The 26261-nt window shown below is 32.0% G+C and carries 38 protein-coding genes and 1 tRNA gene; 3 read left to right on the top strand and 36 right to left on the bottom strand.

Annotation, left to right across the window (positions count from 1 at the left end):
• Position 1 precedes the first annotated feature (1 nt).
• From CLCT_RS00425 to rpsJ, 28 genes are all read right to left on the bottom strand, one after another.
• Positions 2-1285, bottom strand: coding sequence for an aromatic amino acid transport family protein (locus tag CLCT_RS00425; RefSeq protein ID WP_149062765.1), 1284 nt, complete (start codon positions 1283-1285; stop codon positions 2-4).
• 100 nt (positions 1286-1385) lie between these two features.
• The gene (locus CLCT_RS00420; protein ID WP_149061932.1) at positions 1386-2414 is read right to left on the bottom strand and encodes an oxidoreductase; all 1029 of its coding nucleotides are present in this window, start codon (positions 2412-2414) and stop codon (positions 1386-1388) included.
• Between the two features lie 222 nt (positions 2415-2636).
• On the bottom strand, positions 2637-3188 hold the full coding sequence (gene rnhB / locus CLCT_RS00415) for a ribonuclease HII (RefSeq protein ID WP_149061931.1): 552 nt from the start codon (positions 3186-3188) through the stop codon (positions 2637-2639).
• Positions 3188-3661, bottom strand: a complete 474-nt coding sequence (locus CLCT_RS00410; protein WP_149061930.1) for a DNA-deoxyinosine glycosylase — start codon at positions 3659-3661, stop codon at positions 3188-3190. Before CLCT_RS00410 ends, rnhB begins: the two co-directional genes overlap by 1 nt.
• Positions 3662-3715: 54 nt before the next feature.
• Complete coding sequence (locus CLCT_RS00405) at positions 3716-4363, bottom strand: ferritin family protein (RefSeq protein WP_012660833.1); 648 nt, start codon at positions 4361-4363, stop codon at positions 3716-3718.
• A gap of 83 nt (positions 4364-4446) precedes the next feature.
• Positions 4447-5478 (bottom strand): type II asparaginase, encoded by a 1032-nt coding sequence (locus tag CLCT_RS00400; RefSeq protein WP_256374651.1) that lies wholly within the window; start codon positions 5476-5478, stop codon positions 4447-4449.
• A gap of 114 nt (positions 5479-5592) precedes the next feature.
• Positions 5593-6333 (bottom strand): glutamate racemase, encoded by a 741-nt coding sequence (murI, locus tag CLCT_RS00395; RefSeq protein ID WP_149061929.1) that lies wholly within the window; start codon positions 6331-6333, stop codon positions 5593-5595.
• 41 nt (positions 6334-6374) lie between these two features.
• Positions 6375-7637: a preprotein translocase subunit SecY gene (secY, locus tag CLCT_RS00390; RefSeq protein WP_039667833.1), complete on the bottom strand. Its 1263-nt coding sequence runs from the start codon at positions 7635-7637 to the stop codon at positions 6375-6377.
• On the bottom strand, positions 7637-8029 hold the full coding sequence (gene rplO / locus CLCT_RS00385; RefSeq protein WP_039617163.1) for a 50S ribosomal protein L15: 393 nt from the start codon (positions 8027-8029) through the stop codon (positions 7637-7639). Before rplO ends, secY begins: the two co-directional genes overlap by 1 nt.
• A gap of 3 nt (positions 8030-8032) precedes the next feature.
• Positions 8033-8476, bottom strand: coding sequence for a 30S ribosomal protein S5 (rpsE, locus tag CLCT_RS00380; protein WP_039617161.1), 444 nt, complete (start codon positions 8474-8476; stop codon positions 8033-8035).
• 16 nt (positions 8477-8492) lie between these two features.
• Positions 8493-8849 (bottom strand): 50S ribosomal protein L18, encoded by a 357-nt coding sequence (rplR, locus tag CLCT_RS00375; RefSeq protein ID WP_039617157.1) that lies wholly within the window; start codon positions 8847-8849, stop codon positions 8493-8495.
• Positions 8850-8858: 9 nt separating this feature from the next.
• Positions 8859-9395 carry a 50S ribosomal protein L6 gene (gene rplF / locus CLCT_RS00370; RefSeq protein ID WP_039617154.1) on the bottom strand — a complete coding sequence of 179 codons (537 nt, stop codon included), beginning with the start codon at positions 9393-9395 and terminating at the stop codon, positions 8859-8861.
• A gap of 78 nt (positions 9396-9473) precedes the next feature.
• Entirely contained in the window at positions 9474-9869 is a 396-nt protein-coding gene (gene rpsH / locus CLCT_RS00365; protein WP_039617152.1) for a 30S ribosomal protein S8, read from the bottom strand.
• Positions 9870-9881: 12 nt separating this feature from the next.
• The gene (locus tag CLCT_RS00360) at positions 9882-10067 is read right to left on the bottom strand and encodes a type Z 30S ribosomal protein S14 (protein ID WP_012660824.1); all 186 of its coding nucleotides are present in this window, start codon (positions 10065-10067) and stop codon (positions 9882-9884) included.
• A 1-nt stretch (position 10068) separates the two neighbouring features.
• The gene (gene rplE / locus CLCT_RS00355; RefSeq protein ID WP_039667832.1) at positions 10069-10614 is read right to left on the bottom strand and encodes a 50S ribosomal protein L5; all 546 of its coding nucleotides are present in this window, start codon (positions 10612-10614) and stop codon (positions 10069-10071) included.
• A gap of 1 nt (position 10615) precedes the next feature.
• Positions 10616-10843, bottom strand: coding sequence for a 50S ribosomal protein L24 (gene rplX, locus CLCT_RS00350; RefSeq protein ID WP_039667831.1), 228 nt, complete (start codon positions 10841-10843; stop codon positions 10616-10618).
• Positions 10843-11211, bottom strand: coding sequence for a 50S ribosomal protein L14 (rplN, locus tag CLCT_RS00345; protein ID WP_012660821.1), 369 nt, complete (start codon positions 11209-11211; stop codon positions 10843-10845). The genes rplX and rplN overlap by 1 nt, the downstream gene beginning before the upstream one ends.
• Positions 11211-11462: a 30S ribosomal protein S17 gene (rpsQ, locus tag CLCT_RS00340; RefSeq protein WP_039617148.1), complete on the bottom strand. Its 252-nt coding sequence runs from the start codon at positions 11460-11462 to the stop codon at positions 11211-11213. The genes rplN and rpsQ overlap by 1 nt, the downstream gene beginning before the upstream one ends.
• A 9-nt stretch (positions 11463-11471) precedes the next feature.
• On the bottom strand, positions 11472-11657 hold the full coding sequence (gene rpmC / locus CLCT_RS00335; RefSeq protein ID WP_012660819.1) for a 50S ribosomal protein L29: 186 nt from the start codon (positions 11655-11657) through the stop codon (positions 11472-11474).
• Complete coding sequence (gene rplP, locus CLCT_RS00330; protein WP_012660818.1) at positions 11644-12069, bottom strand: 50S ribosomal protein L16; 426 nt, start codon at positions 12067-12069, stop codon at positions 11644-11646. Before rplP ends, rpmC begins: the two co-directional genes overlap by 14 nt.
• Positions 12070-12071: 2 nt before the next feature.
• Positions 12072-12773 carry a 30S ribosomal protein S3 gene (rpsC, locus tag CLCT_RS00325; protein WP_039617145.1) on the bottom strand — a complete coding sequence of 234 codons (702 nt, stop codon included), beginning with the start codon at positions 12771-12773 and terminating at the stop codon, positions 12072-12074.
• A 1-nt stretch (position 12774) separates the two neighbouring features.
• The gene (gene rplV, locus CLCT_RS00320; protein WP_039617143.1) at positions 12775-13149 is read right to left on the bottom strand and encodes a 50S ribosomal protein L22; all 375 of its coding nucleotides are present in this window, start codon (positions 13147-13149) and stop codon (positions 12775-12777) included.
• A 9-nt stretch (positions 13150-13158) separates the two neighbouring features.
• Positions 13159-13440, bottom strand: coding sequence for a 30S ribosomal protein S19 (rpsS, locus tag CLCT_RS00315; protein ID WP_039617142.1), 282 nt, complete (start codon positions 13438-13440; stop codon positions 13159-13161).
• 1 nt (position 13441) lies between these two features.
• On the bottom strand, positions 13442-14272 hold the full coding sequence (rplB, locus tag CLCT_RS00310; protein ID WP_039667830.1) for a 50S ribosomal protein L2: 831 nt from the start codon (positions 14270-14272) through the stop codon (positions 13442-13444).
• A 1-nt stretch (position 14273) separates the two neighbouring features.
• Positions 14274-14555 (bottom strand): 50S ribosomal protein L23, encoded by a 282-nt coding sequence (locus CLCT_RS00305; protein WP_039617139.1) that lies wholly within the window; start codon positions 14553-14555, stop codon positions 14274-14276.
• A 1-nt stretch (position 14556) separates the two neighbouring features.
• Positions 14557-15171 carry a 50S ribosomal protein L4 gene (rplD, locus tag CLCT_RS00300; protein WP_039617137.1) on the bottom strand — a complete coding sequence of 205 codons (615 nt, stop codon included), beginning with the start codon at positions 15169-15171 and terminating at the stop codon, positions 14557-14559.
• On the bottom strand, positions 15168-15743 hold the full coding sequence (rplC, locus tag CLCT_RS00295; RefSeq protein ID WP_012660811.1) for a 50S ribosomal protein L3: 576 nt from the start codon (positions 15741-15743) through the stop codon (positions 15168-15170). The genes rplD and rplC overlap by 4 nt, the downstream gene beginning before the upstream one ends.
• 9 nt (positions 15744-15752) lie before the next feature.
• Positions 15753-16064 (bottom strand): 30S ribosomal protein S10, encoded by a 312-nt coding sequence (rpsJ, locus tag CLCT_RS00290; protein ID WP_012660810.1) that lies wholly within the window; start codon positions 16062-16064, stop codon positions 15753-15755.
• Positions 16065-16290: 226 nt separating this feature from the next.
• Here rpsJ and CLCT_RS00285 point away from each other — a divergent pair.
• Together CLCT_RS00285 and CLCT_RS00280 are read left to right on the top strand one after the other, a co-directional pair.
• Positions 16291-16366 (top strand) — tRNA-Ala (locus tag CLCT_RS00285).
• 18 nt (positions 16367-16384) lie between these two features.
• A complete protein-coding gene (locus CLCT_RS00280; RefSeq protein ID WP_149061928.1) occupies positions 16385-17446 on the top strand; it encodes an ATP-binding protein in 1062 nt (353 codons plus the stop codon).
• Here CLCT_RS00280 and CLCT_RS00275 read toward each other — a convergent pair.
• Genes CLCT_RS00275 through coaE form a run of 3 tightly spaced genes read right to left on the bottom strand, consistent with a single transcriptional unit; the run spans position 17443 to position 19464 of the window.
• Positions 17443-18150: a glucosaminidase domain-containing protein gene (locus CLCT_RS00275; protein WP_149061927.1), complete on the bottom strand. Its 708-nt coding sequence runs from the start codon at positions 18148-18150 to the stop codon at positions 17443-17445. The genes CLCT_RS00280 and CLCT_RS00275 overlap by 4 nt on opposite strands.
• Positions 18125-18874 (bottom strand): diaminopimelate epimerase, encoded by a 750-nt coding sequence (dapF, locus tag CLCT_RS00270; RefSeq protein WP_149061926.1) that lies wholly within the window; start codon positions 18872-18874, stop codon positions 18125-18127. Before dapF ends, CLCT_RS00275 begins: the two co-directional genes overlap by 26 nt.
• The gene (coaE, locus tag CLCT_RS00265; RefSeq protein WP_039667826.1) at positions 18871-19464 is read right to left on the bottom strand and encodes a dephospho-CoA kinase; all 594 of its coding nucleotides are present in this window, start codon (positions 19462-19464) and stop codon (positions 18871-18873) included. Before coaE ends, dapF begins: the two co-directional genes overlap by 4 nt.
• Before the next feature lie 58 nt (positions 19465-19522).
• On the opposite strand from coaE, the gene purM reads away from it, so the two are divergent.
• Positions 19523-20512, top strand: a complete 990-nt coding sequence (gene purM / locus CLCT_RS00260; protein WP_149061925.1) for a phosphoribosylformylglycinamidine cyclo-ligase — start codon at positions 19523-19525, stop codon at positions 20510-20512.
• A 24-nt stretch (positions 20513-20536) separates the two neighbouring features.
• On the opposite strand, the gene dcuC is transcribed toward purM, so the two are convergent.
• The 5 genes from dcuC to CLCT_RS00235 form a co-directional block, all read right to left on the bottom strand.
• Complete coding sequence (gene dcuC, locus CLCT_RS00255) at positions 20537-21910, bottom strand: C4-dicarboxylate transporter DcuC (RefSeq protein ID WP_149061924.1); 1374 nt, start codon at positions 21908-21910, stop codon at positions 20537-20539.
• A 59-nt stretch (positions 21911-21969) separates the two neighbouring features.
• The gene (sodB, locus tag CLCT_RS00250) at positions 21970-22623 is read right to left on the bottom strand and encodes a superoxide dismutase [Fe] (RefSeq protein ID WP_039667823.1); all 654 of its coding nucleotides are present in this window, start codon (positions 22621-22623) and stop codon (positions 21970-21972) included.
• A 67-nt stretch (positions 22624-22690) separates the two neighbouring features.
• Positions 22691-23200 carry an anaerobic ribonucleoside-triphosphate reductase activating protein gene (gene nrdG / locus CLCT_RS00245; RefSeq protein WP_240379383.1) on the bottom strand — a complete coding sequence of 170 codons (510 nt, stop codon included), beginning with the start codon at positions 23198-23200 and terminating at the stop codon, positions 22691-22693.
• Positions 23172-25451, bottom strand: coding sequence for an anaerobic ribonucleoside triphosphate reductase (locus CLCT_RS00240; RefSeq protein WP_149061923.1), 2280 nt, complete (start codon positions 25449-25451; stop codon positions 23172-23174). The genes nrdG and CLCT_RS00240 overlap by 29 nt, the downstream gene beginning before the upstream one ends.
• 212 nt (positions 25452-25663) lie before the next feature.
• Complete coding sequence (locus tag CLCT_RS00235) at positions 25664-26197, bottom strand: BspA family leucine-rich repeat surface protein (RefSeq protein WP_170230427.1); 534 nt, start codon at positions 26195-26197, stop codon at positions 25664-25666.
• Between the last annotated feature and the right edge of the window lie 64 nt (positions 26198-26261).

Genomic DNA, 26261 nt, shown 5'->3' with positions numbered 1-26261 from the left:
CTTAAAAAGTATAAATTACAGTGATAATTGTCAAAATACCTGTGATAAATACAAATGCATCTAAAGCTTTGTTTTGGAATTTTTTCATTTTAGATACAGTATAAATTGCAATCATAGGCATTAAGAACAAGATTGCAGCAATAATTGGACCACCTAAGCTTTCAATAAAACCTAAAATACTTGGATTTACATAAGCAGTAATTAACATAACAATATACATTACTAAAGTAGAATAAACTGCGATTTTTTTCAAATCAGGATTTTCATTACCTGCTAATTTGCAGCATTTTCTAACTATACCATAAGCACCTTCTCTAGCGCCAAAATAATGTCCAAAGAATGAACTAGAAATTGCCAAAAATGCGATTAATGGACCACCATAAGAAATAAATGGATTATCAAGCTTATTAGCAAAATAAGAAAGCACCGGTATGTTTTGTGCTCTTGCTTCAGCAAGTTCAGCTGGAGTTAAAGAAAGCACGCAAGATACCACAAAAAACATAACAAAAGCAAGCAACATGACAGAGGTTCTAAACAAAATTTGATTTGCTTTTTGTACTGAATTTTCAGAATATTCTCTTTTTACGCTTAGAGAAAAAGTTGAAATTGCTGGTGAGTGATTAAATGAAAACACTAAAACCGGTAAAGTTAGCCATACTATAGTAATAAATTCTTTTGTTCCAGGAATAGCACTAAAACTTTCAAATGACCATTGTGGAATAAGATATAAAGAAAATAAAAATAAAATAGCACATAAAGGATACACAAGCCATTCACATACTTTAGTGATTAACTCTTCGCTAAAAAGCATAATAAGCATAAAAATACTTACCAAAACAAAAGCAAAAACTGCTCTATAAAAAGGAAGTAAATTAGCTATAGTTTTTCCTTGCTCATTAACACTTGTTTGATACATAACACTAATTGCACTTGCAAAAGAACCATTTGGATCTAAAAGCGGTAAGAATTGATTATAAATAAAACTCTCAAAAGTATTAGTTATACCTACACAATATGCCAAACAAATTGGAAAAATTGCAAAGAAATAAAGCACAGAAATAAAAATACTTACTTTTCTACCAAAATACTCTTCAGCCGCATGGGTAATGTCTTTATCATTACCATTTGCTTGACATACAAAACGACTTAAGGCTCTATGGCTTAAATACACCATTGGAAAAATAATCAAAGCCATCACAACAACTGGCCAAAAACCACCAACACCCGCCTTAATAGGTAAAAATAAAATCCCCGCACCAACTGCAGTCCCAAAAAGAGAAAGCATCCAACGCGTATCAAAAGAATTCCACTTAAGATTATCCACATTTTCTCCTTGTAAAAAAATAATAAAAAAAGCTTTTACCTAAAAAACTTTTTGTATTATTTTACAAATATGCTCTGGAGTAATTTGGCATGATTTTTTCTCTTTCATTTAAAGCAACTGCGGCTTCATTTGCAAAATTTGGATTTCTTAGTAATTTTCTACCATAACAAACCAAATCACACACCCCGCCCAAAAGCAAAGCCTCGCCTTCGCTAGCACTATTTATAAGACCTACACAAGATATAGGAATTTTAGTAGCTTCTTTTAAGGCCTTAGCATAAGGAGCTTGATAAAGTGGTGCTATGTTTGGCGCCAAAGAAGGTTTACTGATATTTCCTCCTGCTGAAACATCTAGCATATCAATGCCTAATTTTTCTAAAATCAAGGCAAGTTTTTTACTATCTTCTAAATTCCAACCACCTTCTTGCCATTCTGTGGCTGAAATTCTTACAAATAAAGCAATATCAACTTCTTTTTTTATGCGCTTAATGATATCACACAAAAGACGTATTCTATTTTCAAAACTACCACCATATTCATCATCTCTTTGATTTGATAAAGGCGATAAAAACGAACTAAGCAAATACCCATGAGCACTATGAAGCTCTACTGCGTCATAACCTGCTTCTTTAGCTCTTTTAGCACTTTGAATAAATTCTTGCTCAATTTGTAAAATTTCATCTTTGCTTAAAACATGAAGTTTGGAGAATTTTTCACTAAAAGCTATATTACTTGGAGCTTTTGATATGGCTTCTTTACACGAGTTTTTACGACCACTGTGATTTAGCTGAATAGCAATTTTAGCGCTAAAATGATGACAAAGTTCCACAAGCTCTTTATGTCCTTGAATTTGAAAATCTCCCCAAAGACCTATATCATTATCAGCTATTTTTGCATTTTCATTAATCGCACAAGCTTGAACTATGATAAGCCCAACGCCACCCAAAGCTCTAGCTCCATAATGTATCAGGTGAAATTGATTAATCTTGCCATCTAAAACTTGTGTTTCATACATATCCATAGGGGGCATTACAATGCGATTTTTTACATAAAAATTTCCAATCTTCAGCTCACTTAAAAGTAAAGACATAATACCCCTTGAAATATTTTTATATTACTATAATAGAAAAAAATTAATTTTTCTTAAAATACATTGTATTTTTAATTGATATTGTAAATTTTAATAAATAATTATTAAAAAAATAATTTTTGAATATATTTTTTTATCTTAATAATATTTCAAATGTTAATTTTTTTTATTTTTGTCAAAAAAAATGAAAATTTAAAATAAAAAAGTGTAAAACCACACATCTTAATCAAATAAACTTTTCTCAAAACACTTTAATACAAAGCTTTTTCGGTGTAAAGGAGAATAACCAAATGTTTTAATCTTTTCTATATGAGCTTTTGTACCATAACCTTTGTGTTTATCAAAATCATAATTATTGTATAATTTAGAAAAATAACACATTTTTTGATCACGGCTTACCTTAGCTAATATACTAGCTGCTGAAACTTCTTGTACTTTCATATCAGCTTTAATCATGGTTTTTATGCCTAAAACTCCATAATTTAAATTTCCATCATATAAAATCTCATCTTGATTAAAATGTTTTTTGATGATTTTTAAAGCCAGCTGTAAACACTGGCTAAGCCCTAAAGTATCAATCTGCAAAGGCGAAAAAGCAAGGACTAAAAAATTTGAGCTAGAAAGAACTTGCTTATATAATTCTTCTCTTTTTTTTGCACTTAATTTCTTAGAATCAGTTAAACCATCAATATTTTTTAAAAGCTTACAAGCTCCTATGTGCATATCTCCAGCCAAAGCCCCACGTCCAGCCTCATCTACCCCAACTAAAGCCATTATTTTTCCTTTATAATGCTATATTTTTCTACTAAATTTTCTAAAGAAGAATTCATATTAGCAGGTGAACTTGAAGGAAGTTCGAAAAAATCTTGCTCAGGATAAAATTTAGCAAAATATTTACTTGCAACTTTACCTAGGACGCAAATTTTTTCTATATTTGCCTTATCTAAAATAATATTTATATCATTTGCTTTAGCATAAGAAATAGTTTTATCATCTGAATTTTTTATCTTACAACTTGCTATAACATCCCAAAGCGCTATATGATTTGCTTTTAAAAAAGTCTTTTGCTCTTGCACTGTTTTTAACTCACACTCAAATAATATTTCAAAAATACGCCAAAAACGATTTTTGCTATGTTGATAATAAAAATTTTCTTCTCTTGATTTAATAGATGGAAAAGAACCTAGTATTAAAACTTTTGAGTTTTCATCAAAAAAAGGTTCGAAAGGATGAGTTAGAATTTGCATATTAGGCCTTGATAAAAATAAAATATTTTATCATTTTTATCAAGGTTTTTAAAATTATCCTAAAAATTCGCGTTTGAAGTATTCTTTTGGAGCTTTACATAAAGGACAGGCATTTGGTGCTTTTTTACCGCGGTGTATATGCCCACAAACTTCACAAACCCATAATTCTTCTACTTCTGAATTAAAGAAATCTTCTTCTTCAAGCATTTTTTTAAGCGCTAGATATTCTCTTTCATGTTCAATTTCTACTTTACCTATAGCTGTAAACAATCTTGCTATATTTCTTTTACCCTCATCTTCTGCGATTTTTGCAAAATTTGGATACATAGTGGTATGCTCATAGTTTTCACCTTCTGCAGCACAGATTAAATTTTTAGCAGTTTCTTCTAAAGCTTTACCATCTACTAATTCATGATAAGCTTTAAACTCAGCTCTTGCGTGCCATTTTTCATTTTCTGCAGCTTCTCTAAAATGTTTAGCAATAGCATGCCAACCTTCTTCTTGAGCAATATCTGCAAATAAATCATATTTATTTCTTGCCATAGATTCACCCGCAAAAGCTTTCATCAAATTTACAGCCGTTAAATCTTTAGTAATACACTCCATTTCTTGACCACAGCAACTAAGCTTTCCACCACCTACATTTTGAACTTCTACTTCATTGCCACATTTTTGGCATTTATAACTTTCATATTGTTTCATTTAATATCCTTGTGATTAATTAAGTAAGATTTTGATTGAAAAATCCACCCAAATGTTATTTTAGCATTTGGGTGTTAAAGATTTTAGTATTTTAAGAAATATTCTTGGATTTTCTTAGGATCGCTTGTTTTAGTTAGAGCAAGCATTAATAATACTCTAGCTTTTTGAGGACTCATATCGCCTGTATCAATAAAACCAAGTTTTGCATCAGCATCACTTACTGCAACTCTACCAGCTACTACGCGCGAACTTACCGCTACATTAAGACCTTTTTTAAGTAATTCTTTTAATACATCTTTTTGATAATCATGAATACTGCCAGCACCTGTTCCAGCTACAACTATACCTTTAGTTCCATTTTCAAACAAAGCTTTTGCTGCAACACCACTACCATCATTTGCATAACTATAAAGAATATCTACTTTTGGTAGTTCTTTTAGTTTACTAACATCAAATGGAGATTTTTTGGTATGTAATTTTGTATTAGTATTATAGAAAAATGCTTTTCCATCTACTATATAACCCATATCACCCATATCTGGTGAGCTAAATGCATTTACATTTAAACTATGAGTTTTCATAACGCCTCTAGCACTTTGAATTCTATCATTCATAGCCACCATTACGCCTTTGTTTTTTGCTTGTGGATTTGCTGCTAATGCTACAGCGTTGTAAAGATTTTTAGGACCATCTGCGCTAATTGCAGTTGATGGGCGCATTGCACCAACCAAAACAACAGGTTTGTCGCTTTTTACGGTTAAATTTAGGAAATATGCAGTTTCTTCCATAGTATCAGTACCATGGGTAATTACAACTCCATCTACATCAGATTTTAAAAGTCTATTAACTTCTTTAGCAAGTTTTAGCCAAATTTCATTTGTCATATCTTTGCTATCAATATTAGCAATTTGATCTCCGCTAATTACTGCTAAATCTTGAATTTGAGGCACTGCCTTAATCAAAGCATCAACCCCCAAAACTCCAGCTGTATAACCTGTAGTAGCTACTGAACTATCAATTGAACCAGCGATGGTTCCGCCTGTAGCTAAAATCGCAACTTTTGGTTTTGCTTCCAAAATTCCTGCTCCTAAACTTAGTGCCATAGCTGCACACATTAACATTTTTTTCATGTTAGTCCTTTCATTAGAAATGATAAAGATTATAATGCAACTATGTTTAAATAAAAATAAATTATAAATATAAAAATACTTTAGTAAATAGACATTAATTTAAAGCCATAAATTTGCAATTTTTTTTAGTTTTTCTACATCACTTGAAGCATAAAATTCGATATTAGCTTCTTCTTGGATTGATATTAAGTTAAATTCTTGCTGTAATTGTAAAGCTATAGCCTCACCCGAATGAATAAGTTTTGTGTTTTTACCAAAATATTCTGACAAAGAATGAGCGATTAAGGGAAAATGTGTACATGCTAAAATTAAAGCATTAGGATGAAATTTGAGCTTATTAAAATAATACTCGAAAGCAGCTTTTAAAAAATCTCCTTGAAAAATCCCTTCTTCAACCATAGGCACAAAAAGCCCAGTTGCTTTTTCTTCCACTTTTAAAAAACCTTCTTTAATTAAAGCTTGTTTATAAGCGTGAGAATCCACGGTAGCTTGTGTTGCAATGACTAATATATTAGAGTTTTTATCTTCTAAAGAGTTTTTAACCGCTAAAACTCCTGCTTCTATAACTCCAAGAACCGGAAATGGTGCATTTGTTTTTAGAATTTCTAATGCATGCGCACTAACTGTATTACATGCAATAATAAGCATATCGACTTTTTTTTCTTTGAAAAATTCTAAAGCTTCTAGGGAAAATTTAACGATAGTTTCTTTATCTTTAACCCCATAAGGCACTCTTGCAGTATCCCCATAGTAAATATATTCTTTAAAAAGTTTTGCTTGAAGTAAAGATTTTAAAACACTAAGCCCACCTACACCGCTATCAAAAACGCCTAGTCTCATCAAAATCCTTTAAAAAGGAAGAAAGTAGAAAATCTACTTTCTTATAAGCCTACTGCACTTAAAGTTTGGTATTTATTCATATAAATTTGGGCTTCAATTTTTCTCATTGTATCAAGTGCTACTTGAACCACAATCAAAACAGAAGTTCCACCAAAATAAAAAGGTACACCAAACAACTTCACAATAAGCCATGGTAATGTAGCTACAAGCCCTAAATAAATAGAACCTGACAAGGTAAGTCTTGATGCTACTTCATTAAGATAATTTGCAGTTCCTTCACCTGGTCTAATACCTGGTATGAAACCACCTTGTCTTTTAAGATTTTCGGCTATATCTTTTGCGTTAAATACAATTGATGCATAAAAATACGCAAAGAAAATAACAAGTAAGAATGTTAAAATATGAAAGAAAAATCCATTTGGATTTAAAAAGTCATAAATTTTTAACACATATTCATTTGTACTTGTTTGTAAAATAGTACTTGGAAACATCAAAATCGCACTTGCAAAAATAGGAGGAATAACACCACTTAAGTTGATCTTAATAGGTATATAATTCATAATGCGTTTATTTTGATTTTGCATGATTACTTTTCTTGAGTAAGAAATAGGAATTCTTCTTTCTCCAAGTTCTACTACTATAATAGCCCAAATAGTAAGTAAAATTACAACTAAAATGGCAATGATAGTCAAGAAATTCATCTCGCCTGTATTTACCAAATTTACTGTTCCACTAATTGCACCTGGAATTGTAGAAACAATACCACCAAAGATAATTAAAGAAATACCATTTCCTATACCGCGTTGAGTGATTTGCTCACCTATCCACATCAAAAGCATGGTACCTGCAAGCATAGAAACAGCAGAAAGTGCGATAAAAGTATTCATATCAATCATAATAGCTGATTGACCTGCTTTTCCATGAAGACTTTGTAAGCCTATAGAAACGCCTATACTTTGTATCAAAGTGATAGCTATAGTAGCATAACGGATAATTTGCATATATTTTTGCATACCATCGCGTTCTTTTTTCATTTTTCCTATATTAGGAAAAGTTGCCGCTAAAAGCTCCATAATAATCGAAGCAGTAATATAAGGCATAATGCCTAGAGAGATGATGCTAAGTCTTTCAGCAGCACCCCCGCTAAACATATTAAACAAGCCTAATGCATTAGATGCATTAGAATCAAAAAATTCCTTGATAACACTGACATTAACCCCCGGAACTGGAACATAAGCTAATATTCTATAAGCGAATAAAAAAGCCAATGTTATGAGAATTTTATTTGTCAATGTTTTATTCATTATTTTTGTCCGCTAAAAGTGATCTTCTCGTCTTTAATTTTACTAGCAAGATCTTTAGCGCTTGCTCCAATAAGCTTAACTTTATTTACATTTTTTGAAAGTTTATGAATACTATTAATTGTTTCAAAAGTAATTTCGCTAAGCTCTTTGATTGCTGTGATTTTTTCAACATTAATCACATAAGGTTTTTCAAATTTAGAAGTAAAGCCTACTTTTGGTAAACGTCTTTGAAGTGGTTGTTGACCCCCTTCAAAACCTCTTTTTTCATTATAACCTTTTCTAGCAGTTTGGCCTTTTCCACCTTTAGTAGAAGTTTTACCCATACCACTACCTTGACCACGGCCTATTCTTTTGGTTTTATGTGTTGAACCTGGTGCTTTTGTTAAATTCATTGATTATCCTTTAAGCATTGTAAGTGCTTTGATAGTAGCACGCACAACATTTGCTGAATTATTTGAACCTAAAGACTTAGTTAAAATGTCTTTAATACCTGCAAGTTCCACGATAGGACGTGTCGAACCACCTGCAATAACCCCTGTACCTTCGCTTGCTGGTTTAAGTAAAATTCTACTTGCGTTGTATTTTACTTCTACATCATGAGGGATAGTTGAACCTTTTGTTTTAACTTCAACAATATTTTTAAAAGCATCATCAACTGCTTTTCTTATAGCATCTGGAACTTCTTTAGCTTTTCCATAGCCCACACCAACTAAACCTTTTCTATTTCCAACGATAACTAAAGCAGTAAATCTAAATCTTCTACCACCTTTAACAACCTTAGTAACCCTGCCGATATCGACGATTACTTCTTCAAATTCTTCTCTATTATATTTTTCCATCGATCTTCCTTTTGGGTTATAGTTTGATTCCGTTTTCTCTTAGTGCTTCAGCTAATGCTGCAATCACACCATGGTATAAATAACCATTTCTATCAAACACTGCTTCTTCTATGTTTTTAGCTTTTAAAACTTTTGCAAATTCAGCTGCTATTTTTTTAGCGCCTTCTTTATTTGCTTTAACACCAATTTTTCTTCCATCTACTGCTGCTAAAGTTACTGCTTTAACATCATCGATAGCTTGGATATATAAAGTTCTGTTTGATTTAAAAACAGAAACTCTTGGAAGAGCTTGTGTTCCTGAAATTTTTGCTCTAATTCTTTTTTTTCTTTTAATTCTTAAAGATATTTTTCTTTTTAATACATTTGCTCTCATATTCTATCCTTACTTCTTAGATGTCTTACCAGCTTTGCGGATAATACGCTCATCTGAATATTTAACACCTTTTCCTTTGTAAGGCTCAGGTGGTCTAAATTCACGAATTTGAGCAGCAACTTGACCTACCACTTGCTTATCGCTACCTTTGATAATAACATTGTTTTTATCAACAGTAATTTCTATGCCTTCTGGAATAGCATAGTTGATAGGATGAGAAAAACCTAAAGCAAGTTCAAGAACTTTACCTTTTAGCGCAGCTTTATAACCAACACCGTTGATTTCTAAAGTTTTGCTAAAACCATCAGTTAAGCCGATGATGATGTTTTGAGCTAAAGCTCTATAAGTTCCCCAATAAGCTCTACTTTGTCTATCTTCACCTTTAGGAGAGAAAAGAATTTGCCCTTCTTTAATCTCAACATTAACATTTGCTTTTGTATCAAGCTCTTTTGCTAAATTTCCTTTTTTGAATTTTAGCAAGTTACCTTCTAATTTTACTTCTACTCCACTTGGAATAGCAACTGGTTGTTTACCTATACGAGACATTCATTTTTCCTTTTTACTTGTCTACGATATGACTACTTTATAAGAATGGATACCGAATACCATAAAAAGTAGAAACTCTTACCAAATAGTACATAAAACTTCACCGCCAACGCCTGCTTTGTAAGCTTCGTCGTTAGCTAAAACACCTTTTGAAGTACTTACTACAATAGTACCATAACCGTTTTTAAATCTTTTAATCTCATCTTTGCCTTTATAAACACGACGACCAGGTTTAGAAATACGTTTAACTTCATTAATTACGCTTTTACCTTTTTCATCGTATTTTAAAACTACATTGATGAATTTCTTTTTATCCTCTTCAATAACATTAAAGCTTTCAATATAGCCTTTAGCTTGGAAAATTCCAAGTAAAGCTTCGATAACTTTAGAATGCAAAAGTTGAGTAGTTTCTAATCTTCTCATCCCTGCATTTCTAATTCTTGTTAGTGAATCTGAAATTAAATCATTTATCATGGTTCTTTCCTCTTACCAACTTGCTTTTTTAAGACCAGGAATTAAACCTTCATTTGCCATTTTTCTTAAGCAAACTCTGCAAATTCCAAAATCTCTATAAACTGAATGTGGTCTTCCACAAATTTGGCATCTAGTATACCCTCTAACACTAAATTTAGGTTTGCGGGCAGCTTTTGCAATCATTGATTTTTTAGCCATATTACTTTCCTTTTGCAAATGGCACGCCAAATAATTCTAATAATTTTTGTGCCTCTTTATCTGATTTTGCTGTTGTAACGATAGAAATGTTCATACCATGAGTTCTTAATATTTTATCATATTCAACTTCTGGGAACATTAACTGCTCATCTAAACCAAAGTTATAGTTTCCTCTTCCATCAAAACCATCTCTTGGAAGACCTCTAAAGTCTTTAACACGAGGAAGAGCTATAGTAATAAGCTTATCTAAAAAAGCATACATATTGTCTTTTCTTAATGTTACCATTACTCCTACTGGAAAGCCTTCTCTTACTTTAAAACCAGCAACTGATTTTTTGGCTTTTGTAATAACTGCTTTTTGCCCAGCGATCAATGAAATAGTATCTGCAACATTTTGTAATACTTTTTGATCTTTTGCTAATTCCCCAGCACCTACGCTGATTACAATTTTTTCAATAAAAGGAATAAGCATAGGATTTTTGATATCAAATTCTTTTACTAAAGCAGGTTTGATATTTTGAGTATATTTTTCTTTCAATCTCATCATCTTATTCTCCTGCCTTTGCTACATTTGAAATATCCATTGGCATTTCTTTATTGATAAAACCGCCATTTGGATTTTTATCACTTGGCTTAACAGCTTTTTTAGCGATTTTACAACCCTCAACAATTACTTTATTTGTTTTAGGAAATACTGCCAAAACTTTACCTGTTTTACCTTTGTCATCGCCTGCGATAATTTTTACCATATCATTCTTTTTAATTTTTAATTTCATTACAACACCTCCGGTGCTAGTGAAACAATTTTCATAAAGCCACCATATCTTACTTCACGACCTACTGGTCCAAAAATACGCGTTCCGATAGGCTCTCTTTTAGCATCAAGAATAACTGCTGCATTTTCATCAAAACGAATTAAAGAACCATTATCTCTATGAATTTCTTTTTTAGTTCTAACGATAACTGCTTTTACTACTTGACCTTTTTTAACTTTACCATTTGGTAGAGCTTTTTTTACAGATGCAACGATTACATCACCAACAGTAGCGTATCTTCTTTTACTACCACCTAAAACCTTAATACACATTAATTCTTTTGCACCGCTATTATCAGCAACTGCAAGCCTAGTAAAACTTTGAATCATTACTCAACTCCTGCTGATACTATAGTTTTTAAGCGAAACGATTTTCTCTTAGAAAGTGGTCTACATTCAATAGCAACTACAGTATTTCCCACTTTAAGTTCATTTCTTTCATCATGAATTAAATATTTTTTAAAGCGTTTTACGATTTTTCTGTATTTTGGGTGAACCACTTTTCTTTCAACCAAAATTGTTGCTGTTTTATCTCCAGCAATTTGAACAACAACGCCTTGAATTTCTCTTTTAAATGCCATTTTCTATCCTTATTTTAAAGCGCTAATTGCAGTATTGATTCTAGCGATGTCTTTTTTAACTTCGCTAATCTCTTTAGGATTAGTTAGCTGCATTGTTTTTAGCTTTTGTCTTAAAGTAAATAAAAGCACCTTTTTTTCTTTTAGCATTGTTGCAAGCTCACCTGCTGTTTTATCTTTAATCTCAGTATATTTCATTTTGGCTCTCTCTTGTAACAAACTTAGTTTTAAATGGCAATTTGTGCATCGCTAAAGTTAAAGCTTGTCTTGCCATTTCTTCATTAACCCCTGCCATTTCATAAATAATACGACCTGGTTTAATGTTCATTACCCATTCCTCAACTGCACCTTTACCTTTACCCATACGAGTTTCTAAAGGTTTTTTAGTTAGAGGTTTATCTGGGAAAACTCTAATCCAAGTTTTACCTTGTCTTTTTACAAAACGAGTTAAAGCAATACGAGCTGCTTCGATTTGACGTGAATTGATACGGCCAGCTTCAGTTGCTTTTAGGGCAAAATCACCAAAAGTAAATTCAGTCCCTCTGTTGGCATAACCTCTGTTACGCCCTTTCATCATTTTACGATATTTTGTTCTTTTTGGCATTAACATGATTATTTACCTCTTCTTGCTCTTCTAGTTTTTTTAGCTGGAGCGTTTTCTTCGGTTTTTTCAGGTTGAACACCCTTTTGTAAAACTTCACCTTTGAAGATCCATACTTTAATACCTATATTTCCATAAGTAGTATGTGCTTCTGCAAAACCGTAATCAATTTTTGCTCTTAAAGTGTGAAGTGGAACACGACCTTCTAAGTACCATTCAGTTCTTGCCATTTCAGCACCACCTAAACGGCCTGAAACTGAAACTTTAATCCCTTTAGCACCTGCTTTTTGCGCTCCTTGAATTACTTTTTTCATTGCTCTTCTAAAAGCAATTCTTTTTTCAAGTTGAGTAGCAACACTTTCAGCTGCAAGCTGAGCTGAAGCACCTGCTTTTCTTTCTTCTTTGATATTGATATTAACTTCTTTTTTGATTAAATCTTGAAGTTCTTTTCTTAAAATATCAACATCACTACCTTTTTTACCAATAATAATCCCTGGTCTTGCAGCTACAACAGTTACTCTTAATTTTTTCGCTGTTCTTTCTACAAGAATTTGGCTAATTCCTGCATAATAAAGTTTTCTTTTTAAGAAAGTTCTGATTTTATAATCTTCACCAATATTTTCTGCTAAATTAGCTTTTGTAGGAAACCATCTTGATTCCCAATTTCTATTAATTCCTAGTCTTAAACCAATCGGATTTACTTTTTGTCCCATATTAGCTTTCCTTTTTCACTGATGCTTTTTTAGCTTTTGTAGTTTTTTCAGCACTTGCTTCTACTTTACTAACTTCTACCAAAATGTGTGAAGTTGGCTTTCTAATACGACTAGCACTTCCTCTAGCTCTTGGTCTAAATCTTTTTAAAACCGCACCAGCATCAACACGACAACTTGAAACAACAACTTCATTTGCTTCAAATCCGCCATTTGCTACAGCACTTGAAATAGCATTTGCTATAAATTTAGCACCTTTATTTGGCATAAATTTCAAACTAGCTAATGCAAGCTCTGCATTCATACCTTGAACTTCTCTAGCAATCAATCTCGCTTTAGTTGGAGATAATCTTATGAATTTAATTAACGCTCTACTCATAAATCTCCCTTACTTACCTATTTTTTTCTGAACAGAGCCTTTGTGACCCTTAAATGTTCTAGTAGGTGCAAATTCACCTAATTTGTAACCGATATGATTTTCAGTAACATATACTGGGATAAAGCTTTTTCCATTATGAACATTAAAAGTTAAACCTATCATATCAGGTATAATAGTGCTGCGTCTTGACCAAGTTTTAATTGGCTTACCATCGTTAGCTTTTTTAGCAGCGATGACTTTTTTCATTACATGGTCATCAACAAAAGGACCTTTTTTTAGTGACCTAGCCATCTTACTTTCCTTTTCTTCTTGAAATTATTAGCTTATCGCTAGCTTTTTTACGGCGAGTTTTAGCACCTTTAGTTGGTTTACCCCATGGAGTAACTGGATGACGGCCTGAGTTTTTCTTACCTTCACCCCCACCGTGCGGGTGATCAACTGGGTTCATCGCAGAACCTCTTGTTTGAGGACGAATACCTCTATGGCGATTTCTACCTGCTTTACCGATAGTCACATTTGACCATTCTTCATTACCAACTTCACCGATACTTGCCATACATTCAGCTAAAACTTGTCTCATTTCACCACTTGCAAGTCTTAAAATAACGTATTTTTCTTCTTTACCCATTAATTGAGCATAAGCACCCGCTGAACGGATCATTTGACCGCCTTTACCTGGCTTTAACTCGATATTGTGTACGATAGTACCCACTGGGATATTTCTTAATTTCATTGCATTACCTGGTTTAATGTCAAGTCCGCTTTCAGCAGCACAAATAACATCACCAACGCTTAAACCTTTTGGTTGCAAGATGTATCTTTTTTCACCATCTTTATAAGAGATTAATGCAATACGACAATTTCTGTATGGATCGTACTCGATTGCTTCAACTTTACCTTCAATACCAAATTTTCTTCTTTTAAAATCTATAATTCTGTAAAGTTTTTTAGCACCTGCTTCTTTATGACGGCTTGTGATTCTACCATTATTGTTACGACCTGCATGAGCTGGAAGTTTTACAAGTAATGAACGTACACTAGCTTTTGCTGTGATATCATCAGAGCTTACACCTGTGATGTATCTTCTACTTGGAGTATATGGTTTATAAGTTTTAATTGCCATCTTATGCCTCCGAACTTTCTAAGCTCACACCTTCTGGTAGCTTAACATAGAATTTTTTAAAGCTATTTCTTTGACCTTCACGACCTCTAAAACGCTTTACTTTTCCATCCATTTTTAAAGAATTAATTCTTACTGGAGTTACACCAAAATATTCTCTTAAAACTTCTTTTAGACCATTTTTAGTCATTTTTGGAGAAGTTTGAATAACTACAACACCTTGCTCTTGAAGGTTTAAGCTTTTTTCAGTGTAAAGTATTGTTTTTATATCAGTAATATCTGCCATTTTAACCCTCTTTTACGATAGATTCAAGCGCTGCTTTTTCAATGATAACAGCATTAAATACAGATACTAAATAAGCATTTACTTCGCTAATATCAACTACATAGCAATTTGCTAAGTTTCTAAAAGCAAGAAGTGTTTTTTCATCTAGTAAATCTTTTACAATTAAAGCATCTTTTAAACCAAGCTTTTTAATAACTGCATTTGCATCTTTTGTTTTACCGCTTTCAATGCTTAAACTATCTACTGAGAATAATGCATTGTTTTGTGCTTTATCAGCCAATGCTCTTTCAAGCGCTAAGCGTTTTTGTTTTTTATTAACTTTTTGGAAATAATTACGATTGTTTGTAGGACCAAATGCTACGGCACCACCAACCCAAACATTCGTTCTTGTTGAACCTGCTCTTGCACCACCACGACCTTTTTGTCTCCATGGTTTTTTACCACCACCGCTTACATCGCTTCTACCTTTAGTATGAGCTGTGTTTGCTCTAAGGCTAGCAAGATAAGATTTTACATATAAATAAAGGTTGTGAGGATTAACTTCTGCATATTTTGCTGGAAGATCGAGTTCACTAGCTTTTTCAAACTTATCATTTAAAACAGTTACTTTACTCATTTTGCAATCCTTATTTTACCCATAGCACCATTAAATCCTGGTACCGCACCTTTTACTACTAAGATGCCATTTTCTTCATCAAATGAAACCACTTCATTTTTAACAGTAACTTTTACATTACCATAATGACCTGCCATTTTCATACCTGGTTGAACACGACCTGGCCATTCGCGGTTACCGATTGATCCGTGGCGTCTGTGGAATCTTGAACCATGACTTGCAGGACCTCCGGCAAATCCATGTCTTTTAACAACCCCACTATAACCTCTACCTTTAGAATTAAAGCTTACTTTTAAAATAGAAGCTTCTTTTAAAGGATTAAGATCAATATCGCCTGCTTCTGTGTTTGCTACTTCTAAAGAAGCAAATCTATTATATTCAGCTGAAAGATTGTATTTTTTTTGCTGACCTGCAATGCATTTATTATTTGCTTTGCCTTTTACATAAGCAACCAAAGCTTTTCCATTTTCCACTTCACATACTTTAGTTTGAACAAGTTTAAGTAAGGTTACAGGAATGCTTGGTGTGCTGATTGTTCTACTCATACCAATTTTTTCTACAATGTATTCCATATTCTATCCTTATTTACCCATAGCTCTTACTTCAACATTGACCTCTGGAGCCAAGTCAAGCTTAGTGAGTGAATCTACTGTATCTGGAGTAGCTGCTACAATATCAAGCATACGAGCATGAATTCTCATCTCAAATTGTTCGCGTGAATCTTTATTGATGTGTGGAGATTTCAAAACTGTGTATCTTTTGATTTTTGTAGGCATTGGCACTGGACCTCTGATGTCAGCACCTGTTCTTTTAACAGCTTCTACAATTGCTGCAACTGTGCGATCTAGAACTCTGTGGTCATAAGCTTTTAGCTTAAGCCTGATTCTTTCCATATTTTTTCCTTTGTAAAGAACTCGTTAGACCCATAAGAATCTAACCACCATATAAAATGATGTTGAGATTATATAAAAACATACTTTGCTATGTCAAGAAATTTATACATTTTTTTTAATTATTTTCCTTTTAAAAAGGATGAAAATTAAATTTTATAAATTTTACAAGATTTTTTATGCATTAAGAAAATCTAAGAAAAAATATAGTATGATTTCAAAATCTAAAGGGGCATTAGCTCAGCTGGGAGAGCACAACGCTGGCAGCGTTGGGGTCAGCGGTTCGAACCCGCTATGCTCCACCATTTAGTATAAAGAAATCTATGAAATCGCTACAATTTTTTTACGATAATTACCCAAAATTTCAAAAATTTGATGAAAGAAAAATTCAAATCCAAACCCATAAAAACATCATCATAAAAGGTGGTTTTGCAAGTGGTAAGAAAAATTTGATTTTAAATTTTTTGTCTTTATATAAAGCAGAAAATATACTTTTTATTGATTGTGATGATTTAAAATTTCAAGTAAGCGCTTTAGTAAATTTAAATTCGTTTTTAACTTATAATCCACAGATTAAATTTTTAGCACTTTGTAACTTTACTCATGATTTTGACTTTGCTAGTTTAAAACACCTTAATTTACAAATTATATTAAGTGTTTGTGATAGTAATTTTTGTTTAGATCAGTTTGAAGAACTTCATTTAGATTATTTAGATTTTGAAGAATTTTTAAGCCTGAACAAAAAATATGCTGATACTAAAACAATGGTAAGTTATTTTTTACACACGGGACGCAATGTGATTTTAAATCACAACTTTAACACAAACTCATCATACTTAAAAAGCTTTTATACCCCATTAGAGCTTACCATACTCAAACAAATCGCCTTAGAACTTGGGAGTGAATTTAGCGTTAATGAGTTATTAAAAACTCTAAAAAACAGTATAAAAATTTCCAAAGATACCTTATATAAAAGCATAGAAAAACTAGAATCAAACTATACTTTATATTTTGTAAAAAATCTTGAAAAGAATTTAAAAAAAGTATATTTTTGGGACTTTTCACTAAAAAATTCCCTAAGCATACAAAAAGACTTTAGTACTTTGTTTGAAAATTTGATTTTAAGTGAGTTATTTAAATTTAAGCAAAAAATTTTTTATACTAAACATTTTGATTTTTACTTACCAAGTCTTAAAAATGCATTTTTATGCTCACCCTTTAAAGATAAAGATTTGCTTAGCTTAAAAGTCAAAAAAATCCTTAGCAAAAATCAACTTACGCTTTCGACTATTTATATCATCACGCTTTCACAAAGAGATGAGTTTTTCGTTGAAGGGATGCGCGTGATGATTTTACCTTTTGATGAGTGGGCCTTGGGTAATTAGTCTAACTCATCAAGCTTATATTGCTCGATGATGGATAAAATCAGCTCAGTGTAATTACTTTTAATCTCTGAATATTTTTCTAAATGACTTGCCGCTTCTTTACCATCAAGCTTTTCATTTTCGCTTATCGCATTCCACCGCCAAGCTCTGAATTCTTTATAAGCATCATGGCGATTTAAATTAAGCAGGTACGAATCCACACTTTCTTGCAAGCTATCAAATATACGAATTTTATGGGTTTTACCCTCGCCTCTTTCCTTTGGCACCAAACCTTTTTCGCCCCAAGTCCACTCACCAAATAAATTATTTGCCTCTTTAGCAAAACGACTTGTACCAGTTGCACTTTCAATAATTGCTTGAGCTATGGCTAAAGATTTTGGCACCTTTTGGATGCGTACTTGATATTCTTTGTGATCATATAAATTTTTAACACGGTATTTTTCTTTTAAAAACCATAGTTTTTGCAAAGCATTAGTATTTAACTTTCTAAAATTATTCTTTATAGCTTCTTTAAAGAAAAATTCTATAAATTCTTTTTCCTTTTCTATCTCTTTAAAAGAAACATCCAATAAAGCATTGATTTTTTTGATAAAAACTTCACGCTTTTCTTTTATACTTAAAGCATAATATTGTTCATCAAAACCTGCTATAAATTCAGCTTTTAAAAATAAAACACTACTAAGCAAAATTACAATCAGCTTCAAAACAACACTTCACCTTTCCTCTAAAAAATATTTGATCCTCTTCTAATCTAAAATACAAACTTTCGTTACTTTTTGGTTTTACCAAAATATCATCTTTTGCCTCTTGATTTAAATACGCTAGATAAAAACATGCCCCCATGCCCGTACCGCAAGCTAAAGTCTCATCTTCCACCCCGCGTTCATAAGTTCTAACTCTTATAAATTTATCATCTTCTACTTTAGCAAAATTAACATTTGCATTGTATCTTTTACGCACTTCTTTGCATAAATTTACATCAAATTCATTTAAATCATCAACAAAGGTTACTATATGCGGAACGCCAGTATTACAGCCTTGCCAAATTCTACCTTTATACTCAAAAGCTTCTTTGATATCTTTTACCCCGCTAAGTTTGATTTCGACTATATCATCATCAACAAAAGATTTTATAAGTCCTGCGCCAGTTAAGAAATTTAAATATTGAGATTTTTTTAAATAATGATGAGCAAAATGAGCTGCTGCACGCGAGCCATTACCGCACATACTTGCCTTGCTCCCATCGCAATTATAAAATTCCCATTCAAAATCATATCTATCATGAGGCACAACTACTATAAGCCCATCAGCGCCTATGCCCTCATAACGATTACAAAGAATTTTAGCTAATTCGCTACGATCTTTTTTTTCATTATCTGCAAACACCACAAAATCATTCCCACTAGCACAGTACTTGTAAAATTTCATTTTTCAACCTTTAAAGTGTGTTTTAAAAAATTTAGCACATTTTTCTCAAAATTTTCATAACCTGAAGTATTTTTTATCACAAAATCTGCTTTTTTTAGTTTTTCTTCTATATCAAGTTGCAAGTTAATTCTTTTTAAGGCTTCATTTTCATCTAAATTATCTCTTTGCATTAATCTTTGAAGTAAAAGTTCTTTTGGAGTATAAATCAATATACTTTTTCCCAAATTCTGATAGTGATTATTTTCAAAAAATAAAGGCAGTTCTATAAAAAAAGCCTTGTTTTTTTTATCTAAAATTTGGGCTTTTTGTAAAATAGCTTCTTTGATTTTAGGATGTAAAAAATCTTCTAACTTTTTTTTGGCATTTAAATCATTAAATACAATAGTGCCAAGTTTTTTTCTATCTATTTTTCCTGTTATGATTAAATCATCATTGTTAAAAAGCTTAGCTATAAAATTTGCATTTTCATTTAAAAGCTCATGAGCTATCACATCTGCACTTAAAGTATCAAAACCCAAATTTTGAACTATTTTTATAAAGCTTGACTTTCCACCCGCTATACTTGAAGTTACAAAATAAGCATTTTGCATAATTTAGCCTTAAAACATTTTTAGTTAAAATACCTTTTAAATTCTTAAAGGAAGATAAATGAATATAAGCTATGAAGATGCGGGCGTAAGTATAGATAATGGCAATGCTTTTGTAGAAGCGATCAAGCCTTTAGTAAAAGAAACTTTTAATGAAAATGTTTTAGGTGGCATAGGCTCTTTTTCAGGTGCTTTTGCTATGCCGAGTGGTTTTAAAAATCCTGTTATGTTAGCAGCAACTGATGGAGTGGGTACGAAGTTGCGCCTTGCTATTGATAGTCAAAAATTTGACACCATAGGCGAGGACTTAGTAGCAATGTGTGTGAATGATTTAATTTGCAACTTTGCTACACCTTTGTTTTTTCTAGACTATTATGCAACTGCAAAGCTAGATGTAGAAGTTGCTAAAAAAGTTGTAGCAGGGATTGCTAATGGTTGTAAAAAAGCAAATTGTGCCTTAATAGGCGGAGAAACTGCTGAAATGCCTGGAATGTATCATAGTAACGATTTTGACTTAGCAGGTTTTTCAGTGGGTATGGCTGAAAAAGATGAAATCGATAGAAGAAATTTTGTAAAAAATGGAGATATTTTACTAGCTCTACCTAGTAGTGGGCTTCATTCTAATGGATATTCTTTAGCTAGAAAAGTACTATTTGAAGCACAAAATCTTAAATTTGATGATAAAATAGAGAGTAAAAATTTAATCGATATCTTACTTGAACCTACAAGAATTTATGTAAAAGACTTTTTAAAATTAAAACCATTCATTAATGCACTAGCTCATATAACAGGTGGTGGTTTGGTAGAAAATTTACCTAGAGTTTTCCCAAGAGGAATAGGCGCAATTATTAGAAAACATCATTTAAAAACTCCTGAAATTTTTTACCAAATAGGCCAAAGTGTAGAAGAGGCTGAAATGTATAGAAGCTTTAATATGGGTGTGGGTTTAGTTATGGTAGTAGATCCATCTAATGTAGGAAAAGTTTTAGAAAGCTCAGACGCTTACGTAATAGGCGAAGTTGTGCTAAATGAAGGGGTTATTTTAGAGTGATAGTTAAAAGTCATCACTCTAAATTTATGCAAAATACCAAGCTATTAGGATATTCAAAGCCATTCCTACAAGCAACATAGGAGTAGATCTTTTAACAATGGCTATAGGATCTAATTTTGCAAAGCCTGCTAAGGCTAAAATTCCACCCGATATCGGCGAGGCAGCACGCCCTAAACAAGAAGCAATCTCAAGTGGCAAAGCTAGTGAGACAGGATTAATCCCTAGTTTTTGAGCAATATCTGGAGCAAGTCTTCCAAAAGCATTAAAAGCAGCAATCCCACTACCCATAATCACACTTGCAAAATACACAATAAAGCTTAAAACTATAATAGTAAGCAACACAGCAGAAGCCCCCATAGAAGAAACTGCTAAGGCTAAATGCTCTATACCTTTTAACGCTTTAATACCTTCTGCAAAAATAGAAGCTGCAATGATAATACAAACAACACTTACAAAAATTTCTGCCATAGCTTTTAGTATCACCATCAAATCATCTGCAAGTTTTTTTGCGTCTTTATGTCTAACATACTCTAAAATAAAAACCAAACTTATACTTAAAAAATTGGCACTCACCACATCTAGCTTCACTTTATATCCATATAAATTTGCAAAATAAGCACAAAATAAAAACACTATAGGAAGCCAAGGCAAGAAAATATAAAATAAAGGACAATTTGGGTTTTTTATTTCCATGTGTTCGATATTATCCACAACACCTTTTGCTAAGTCTTTTTTATCCATATAACTATAATAAAACGGAATAAGCAAAGCTATCACAACAACGTAAGCTATAACAGGATAAATTTGGTATTCAAAAAACATAGCAACAACATTTTCAATGCCTACCATATCTGCTAAATTTATAGAATTTCCATCTTTAGGACCATAATCAAGTGCAATTAATGATAAAACTGATACAGCAGTAATAGGACGAATTCCTATGGTGATTAAAACAGGATAAATCGAAGCAAGCAATAAAAGCAACAATCCTGTGTAGCTTGAAATAACTATTTTTAAAGCCATACCCACCACAAAAGTTCCACTTAAAACTAGGTATTTATTTTTAATCTTGCCTAGTGGTTTATTTGCTACAAAAGCTAACTTTGCCGAAGCATTAATGTGTTTCATATAAGCTGCAAAACCTGCAACAGACATTATAATAAGCCCCACACCAGCTAAATTAGTTTTAAAAGTTTGAGTTACAAAGCCAAAGACATCAAAAACAGGATTTCCTAAGCTTTGTTTTAGCACAGACTCACCAGTTGCTAAAGAAATGATGATTAAGATAACAATACCTGAGAGAAAAAAAGTAAAGATAGGATTGTATTTGTTAAGAATAAAATAGGCTACTAAAAACACACAAAATAAAGTAGCCACGACAGAAAGAAAAACCTCCATATAAACTCCTAGTGTTTGTATTTAGTCTATTTTACGGGGTTTTTCTTAAAAAAACTTGATTATTTTACAGGATGCAATTCGTTTGCATAAAAGCTTACTGAGTTCATACCTTCTTTAATAGCCCATTCATAAGCTTTTGCTACAAATTCCCAGTTAATATGTGCATAAAATTTATCTAAATACGCAGGGCGCGCATTACGGTGATCTACATAGTAAGCATGCTCCCATACATCAACTACTAAAAGCGGAACTTTACCTTCAGTGATAGGCGTAGCAGCATTGCTAGTAGCAACTAATTCTAATTTTTGATTTTGAGTATTATAAACTAGCCAAAACCAACCTGAACCAAATAAAGTCGTAGCACCTTTAATGAATTCTTCTTTTAAATTTTCCATTGACCCAAAATCTTTTTCAACTGCTGCTTTAAACTCAGCGCTCAAAGAACAGCCACAACCACAGCATGTTTTTGGCTTAATGCAATCAAAATAAAAGTCATGATTATATACTTGAGCAGCGTTGTTAAAAACTCCACCATTTGAATTTTGTATAATATAAACTAAATCTTTTCCCGCAAATTCAGTATCTTTGATAAGATTATTTAGATTATTTACATAAGTTTGGTGGTGTTTGCCATGATGAAATGCAAAAGTTTCTGCACTTAAAAAGTCTCCAAAAGCGTCTGCTTCATAAGGTAATTTTCTTAATTCAAACATATTGTTCTCCTTTTTTAAATTTTATAACATTCTAACATAGTTAAATTAAAAAAGACTAAATGAGTCTTTATTTTTCAAAAAGTATTGCTTTACCTTGCTCTAAGCTTTTTGCTACATCGATAATGCGTTGATTTTTACTACCTTTAAATTTTAAAGATAAGTCTTTTTGCTCTAAAATAAACTTTCCATCTATCAAAACATCAGCTAAGATGAGTAATTCTTTTTTTGATTTTTCTTGTAATAGCTCTTCATAAATAAAGCCTGTATATATGGTAAGATCAAGCCCTAAAGCCTTAATGTGTTTTGCTATAATGCTTAAATTTTTTGTTTGCATAAAAGGCTCTCCACCACTAAAAGTAACACCTTGAAGCAAAGGATTTTTGCAAATATCATCATACAAACTTGCTAAATCTTGCAAATATCCTTTGTTAAAATCGTGCGTTTGTGGGTTATGGCATCCTTTGCAATGATGAGGGCAACCTTGAGTAAAAATCACATAACGCAAACCATAGCCATCAACTATGGATTCTTTTATGACACCTGCTAATCTAAGAAAAATCGTGTTTAATTCTTGCATGAACTTCAGCTTTTTTGGCATCATTAAAGCGATCAAGCGTTCCTACTAAATAGCCCGTGATTCTTCTTATGCGTTCGAATTTAATATCATCTTCTTTTCTATGACATTTTGGACAAAACTCATCTATCACACCACTATAACCACACACTGGATCCCTATCTAATGGAAAATTAATCGAACCATAGCCTATATTGCTTTCTTTCATACATTTTATAATGCGTTCAAAACTTTCTAAATTTTTACTCACATCACCATTTAATTCTACATAAGTAATATGTCCGCCATTATTTAGCTCATGATATGGGGCTTCTATTTGAATTTTTTCATATATACTAATGGGAAAATCTACAGGAATATGAAAAGAATTAGTATAAAAATCTTTATCGGTTATGCCTTTTAAAATGCCGTATTTTTTTTGATCTAGCTTTAAAAATCTCCCACTTAAGCCTTCAGCCGGGGTAGCTATGAGTGAAAAATTAAGCTTATTTACGCGTGCTTTTTCATCGACAAATTCACGCATAAAACGCACGATTTGTAAGCCAAGATCCCTTGCTTCTTGGCTTTGTCCATGATGAGAACCTATCAAAGCTATTAAACTCTCGCAAAGTCCTATATAACCTATAGCTAAAGTCCCATGTGCTATGATTTTTTCTACACTATCATTTTCTTTTAAAGTATCTGAATCTATCCAAATTCCCTCGCCCATTAAAAATGGGAAATTTTTAACCTTTTTTAGACTTTGAATTTTATATCTATGAAGTAATTGCTCATACACGAGTTCTAATTTTTCTTTTAAAAGCGAGTAAAAAAGCTCTAAATTTCCTTTGGCTTCTATGGCTAAACGTACAAGGTTTATACTTGTAAAGCTTAAATTTCCCCTACCACTTGTGATTTCTTTGTTCTCATCATAAACATTTGCCATAACCCTAGTTCTACAACCCATATAAGCTACTTCACTATTATAATCGCCCTTTTTATAGTATTTTGCATTAAAGCTTGCATCTAAAAAGCTAAAATTTGGAAAAAGTCTTTTAGAAGCACATTCTATGGCAAGCTTAAAAAGCTTATAGTTTGGATCTATTTCATTATAATTAATACCTTCTTTTACTTTAAAAATTTGCACAGGAAAAATTGGCGTTTCGCCATTTCCCAAACCTCTCATCGTAACTTTTAGTAAATTTTCTATCACCATTTGCCCTTCAAAAGATGTATCAGTGCCATAATTTAGCGTGCTAAAAGGCACTTGGGCTCCTGCTCTTGAGTTCATGGTGTTAAGATTATGTATTAAAGCTTCCATAGCTTGAAAAGTTGCATCTTGGGTTTGCTTTAATGCTCTTTTATAAGCATAAGCATTTACTTGTTTTAAAAAATTCTCATCGCCATTTAAATCAAGCCTTAAAAGCTCTTTGAAGCATTCTTTTTCACTAAAAGCTTGAAAATTAGCATTTTTAAAGCATTGCTCATCTAAACTTTGTTCTAGTTTTATTTCAAAAAAAGCATTTGTAGCCTTTTTATATTCTTTTTGAAAAGTCTTTGCCACACCTTTTGCCATAGCAAAATCAAAATTGGGTATAGACTGACCTCCATGCATTTCGTTTTGATTGGCCTGCAAGGCAATACAAGCTAAAGAAGCATAAGATCTGATATCATTTGGCTCACGCAAGCTCCCATGTCCTGTACTAAAACCATTTTCAAAAAGCTTTAATAGGTCTATTTGACAGCAAGTTTGTGTTAGCATATAAAAGTCTTTATCGTGTATGTGTATATCACCATTTTTGTGTGCATTTGCGATATGTTTTGGCAAAACACACTCATCTACATAGTATTTTGCACCCTCTGAGCCATATTTTAACATCATACCCATAGCGCTATCTGAATTAATATTTGCATTTTCTCTTTTTAAATCAGCTTCTTTAGAATCTTTAAAAGTTAAATCATCATATAAACTTAGCAAATCATAGCTACCATTGCGAATTTGTGTTCTTTTTTGACGGTATAAAATATAAGATTTTGCGGTATTGACTAAGGCGTTTTTGATTAAAACTTCTTCAACTTTATCTTGAATTTGTTCTACTTGTATGTGTTTTTTATCCAATAAAGCTACAACCTCATCGCAAAGCTTATCTAAAAAATCATTATTTAATTTTTCATCTATGGAATTTATATTAGCTTTGAAAATAGCATTTTTGATTTTAAAAATATCAAATGCAACTTGGCTTTTATCTCTTTTTATAATAAATTTTATTTTCATGGAAATTTTCCTAAAAAACAATCTCTAAGCACTATGAAATAGTACTTTTAAAAGATAAGTTTAGTACAAAAACTTGATGAAAAACTTAAAGAAATAAAAGAAAAATTAACACAAAAAATGTGTGAATTTGATTATTTTAACTCCACACCTTTTACAGCATAAAGTTTATCAATACCACGATTTCCAAACACTTTGTCAGTATTACAATCTCTTTATATATTCCACTCATCTAGCTCATGGTGAAAATTTTTACAATTATGGAAAAAATAGGCCATAGTAATTACATTTTGTACATCCCAGCTTGCCACATTATACTCATACGCATGGTAGTTTTCAAAACAATGTGCTATTCTAATTACATTAGAGGTTTTCCAGTGCAATAAAGAATGATTAAATTTAACACAATTAAAAAACATATAAGACATATCTTTTAAATTTTGTGTATTCCATCTTGATAAGTCTTTGTTGAAATTTTTGCAGTTAAAAAACATACTTGCCATATTTTCGACATTTGAAACATCCCAGCGTGATAAGTCTGCATTAAAACTTTCACAACAATAAAACATATAAGACATATCTTTAGCTTTAGATACATCCCAACGCTCAATACCCAAGAAATCTTTTCTAGTAGAACGATAAAAAACGAATGAAAAATCTTCTATCAAAGAAACATCAATATCTCTTAGAGAAATTCTTTCATTATGCACCAAATTCATTAACTCATTTTTGTTTTTAGCTTTATACATTTTGTCCCTCCTTTTTTGTATATTTAAAAAACAAGCATAAAGTCAATATAAATTTAATAAAATT

This window comes from Campylobacter lari subsp. concheus (assembly GCF_008245025.1).
GTDB lineage: Bacteria > Campylobacterota > Campylobacteria > Campylobacterales > Campylobacteraceae > Campylobacter_D > Campylobacter_D concheus.
The sequence above is the reverse complement of the archived record's forward strand: the minus strand, read 5'-3'. Positions and strand labels throughout refer to the sequence as shown.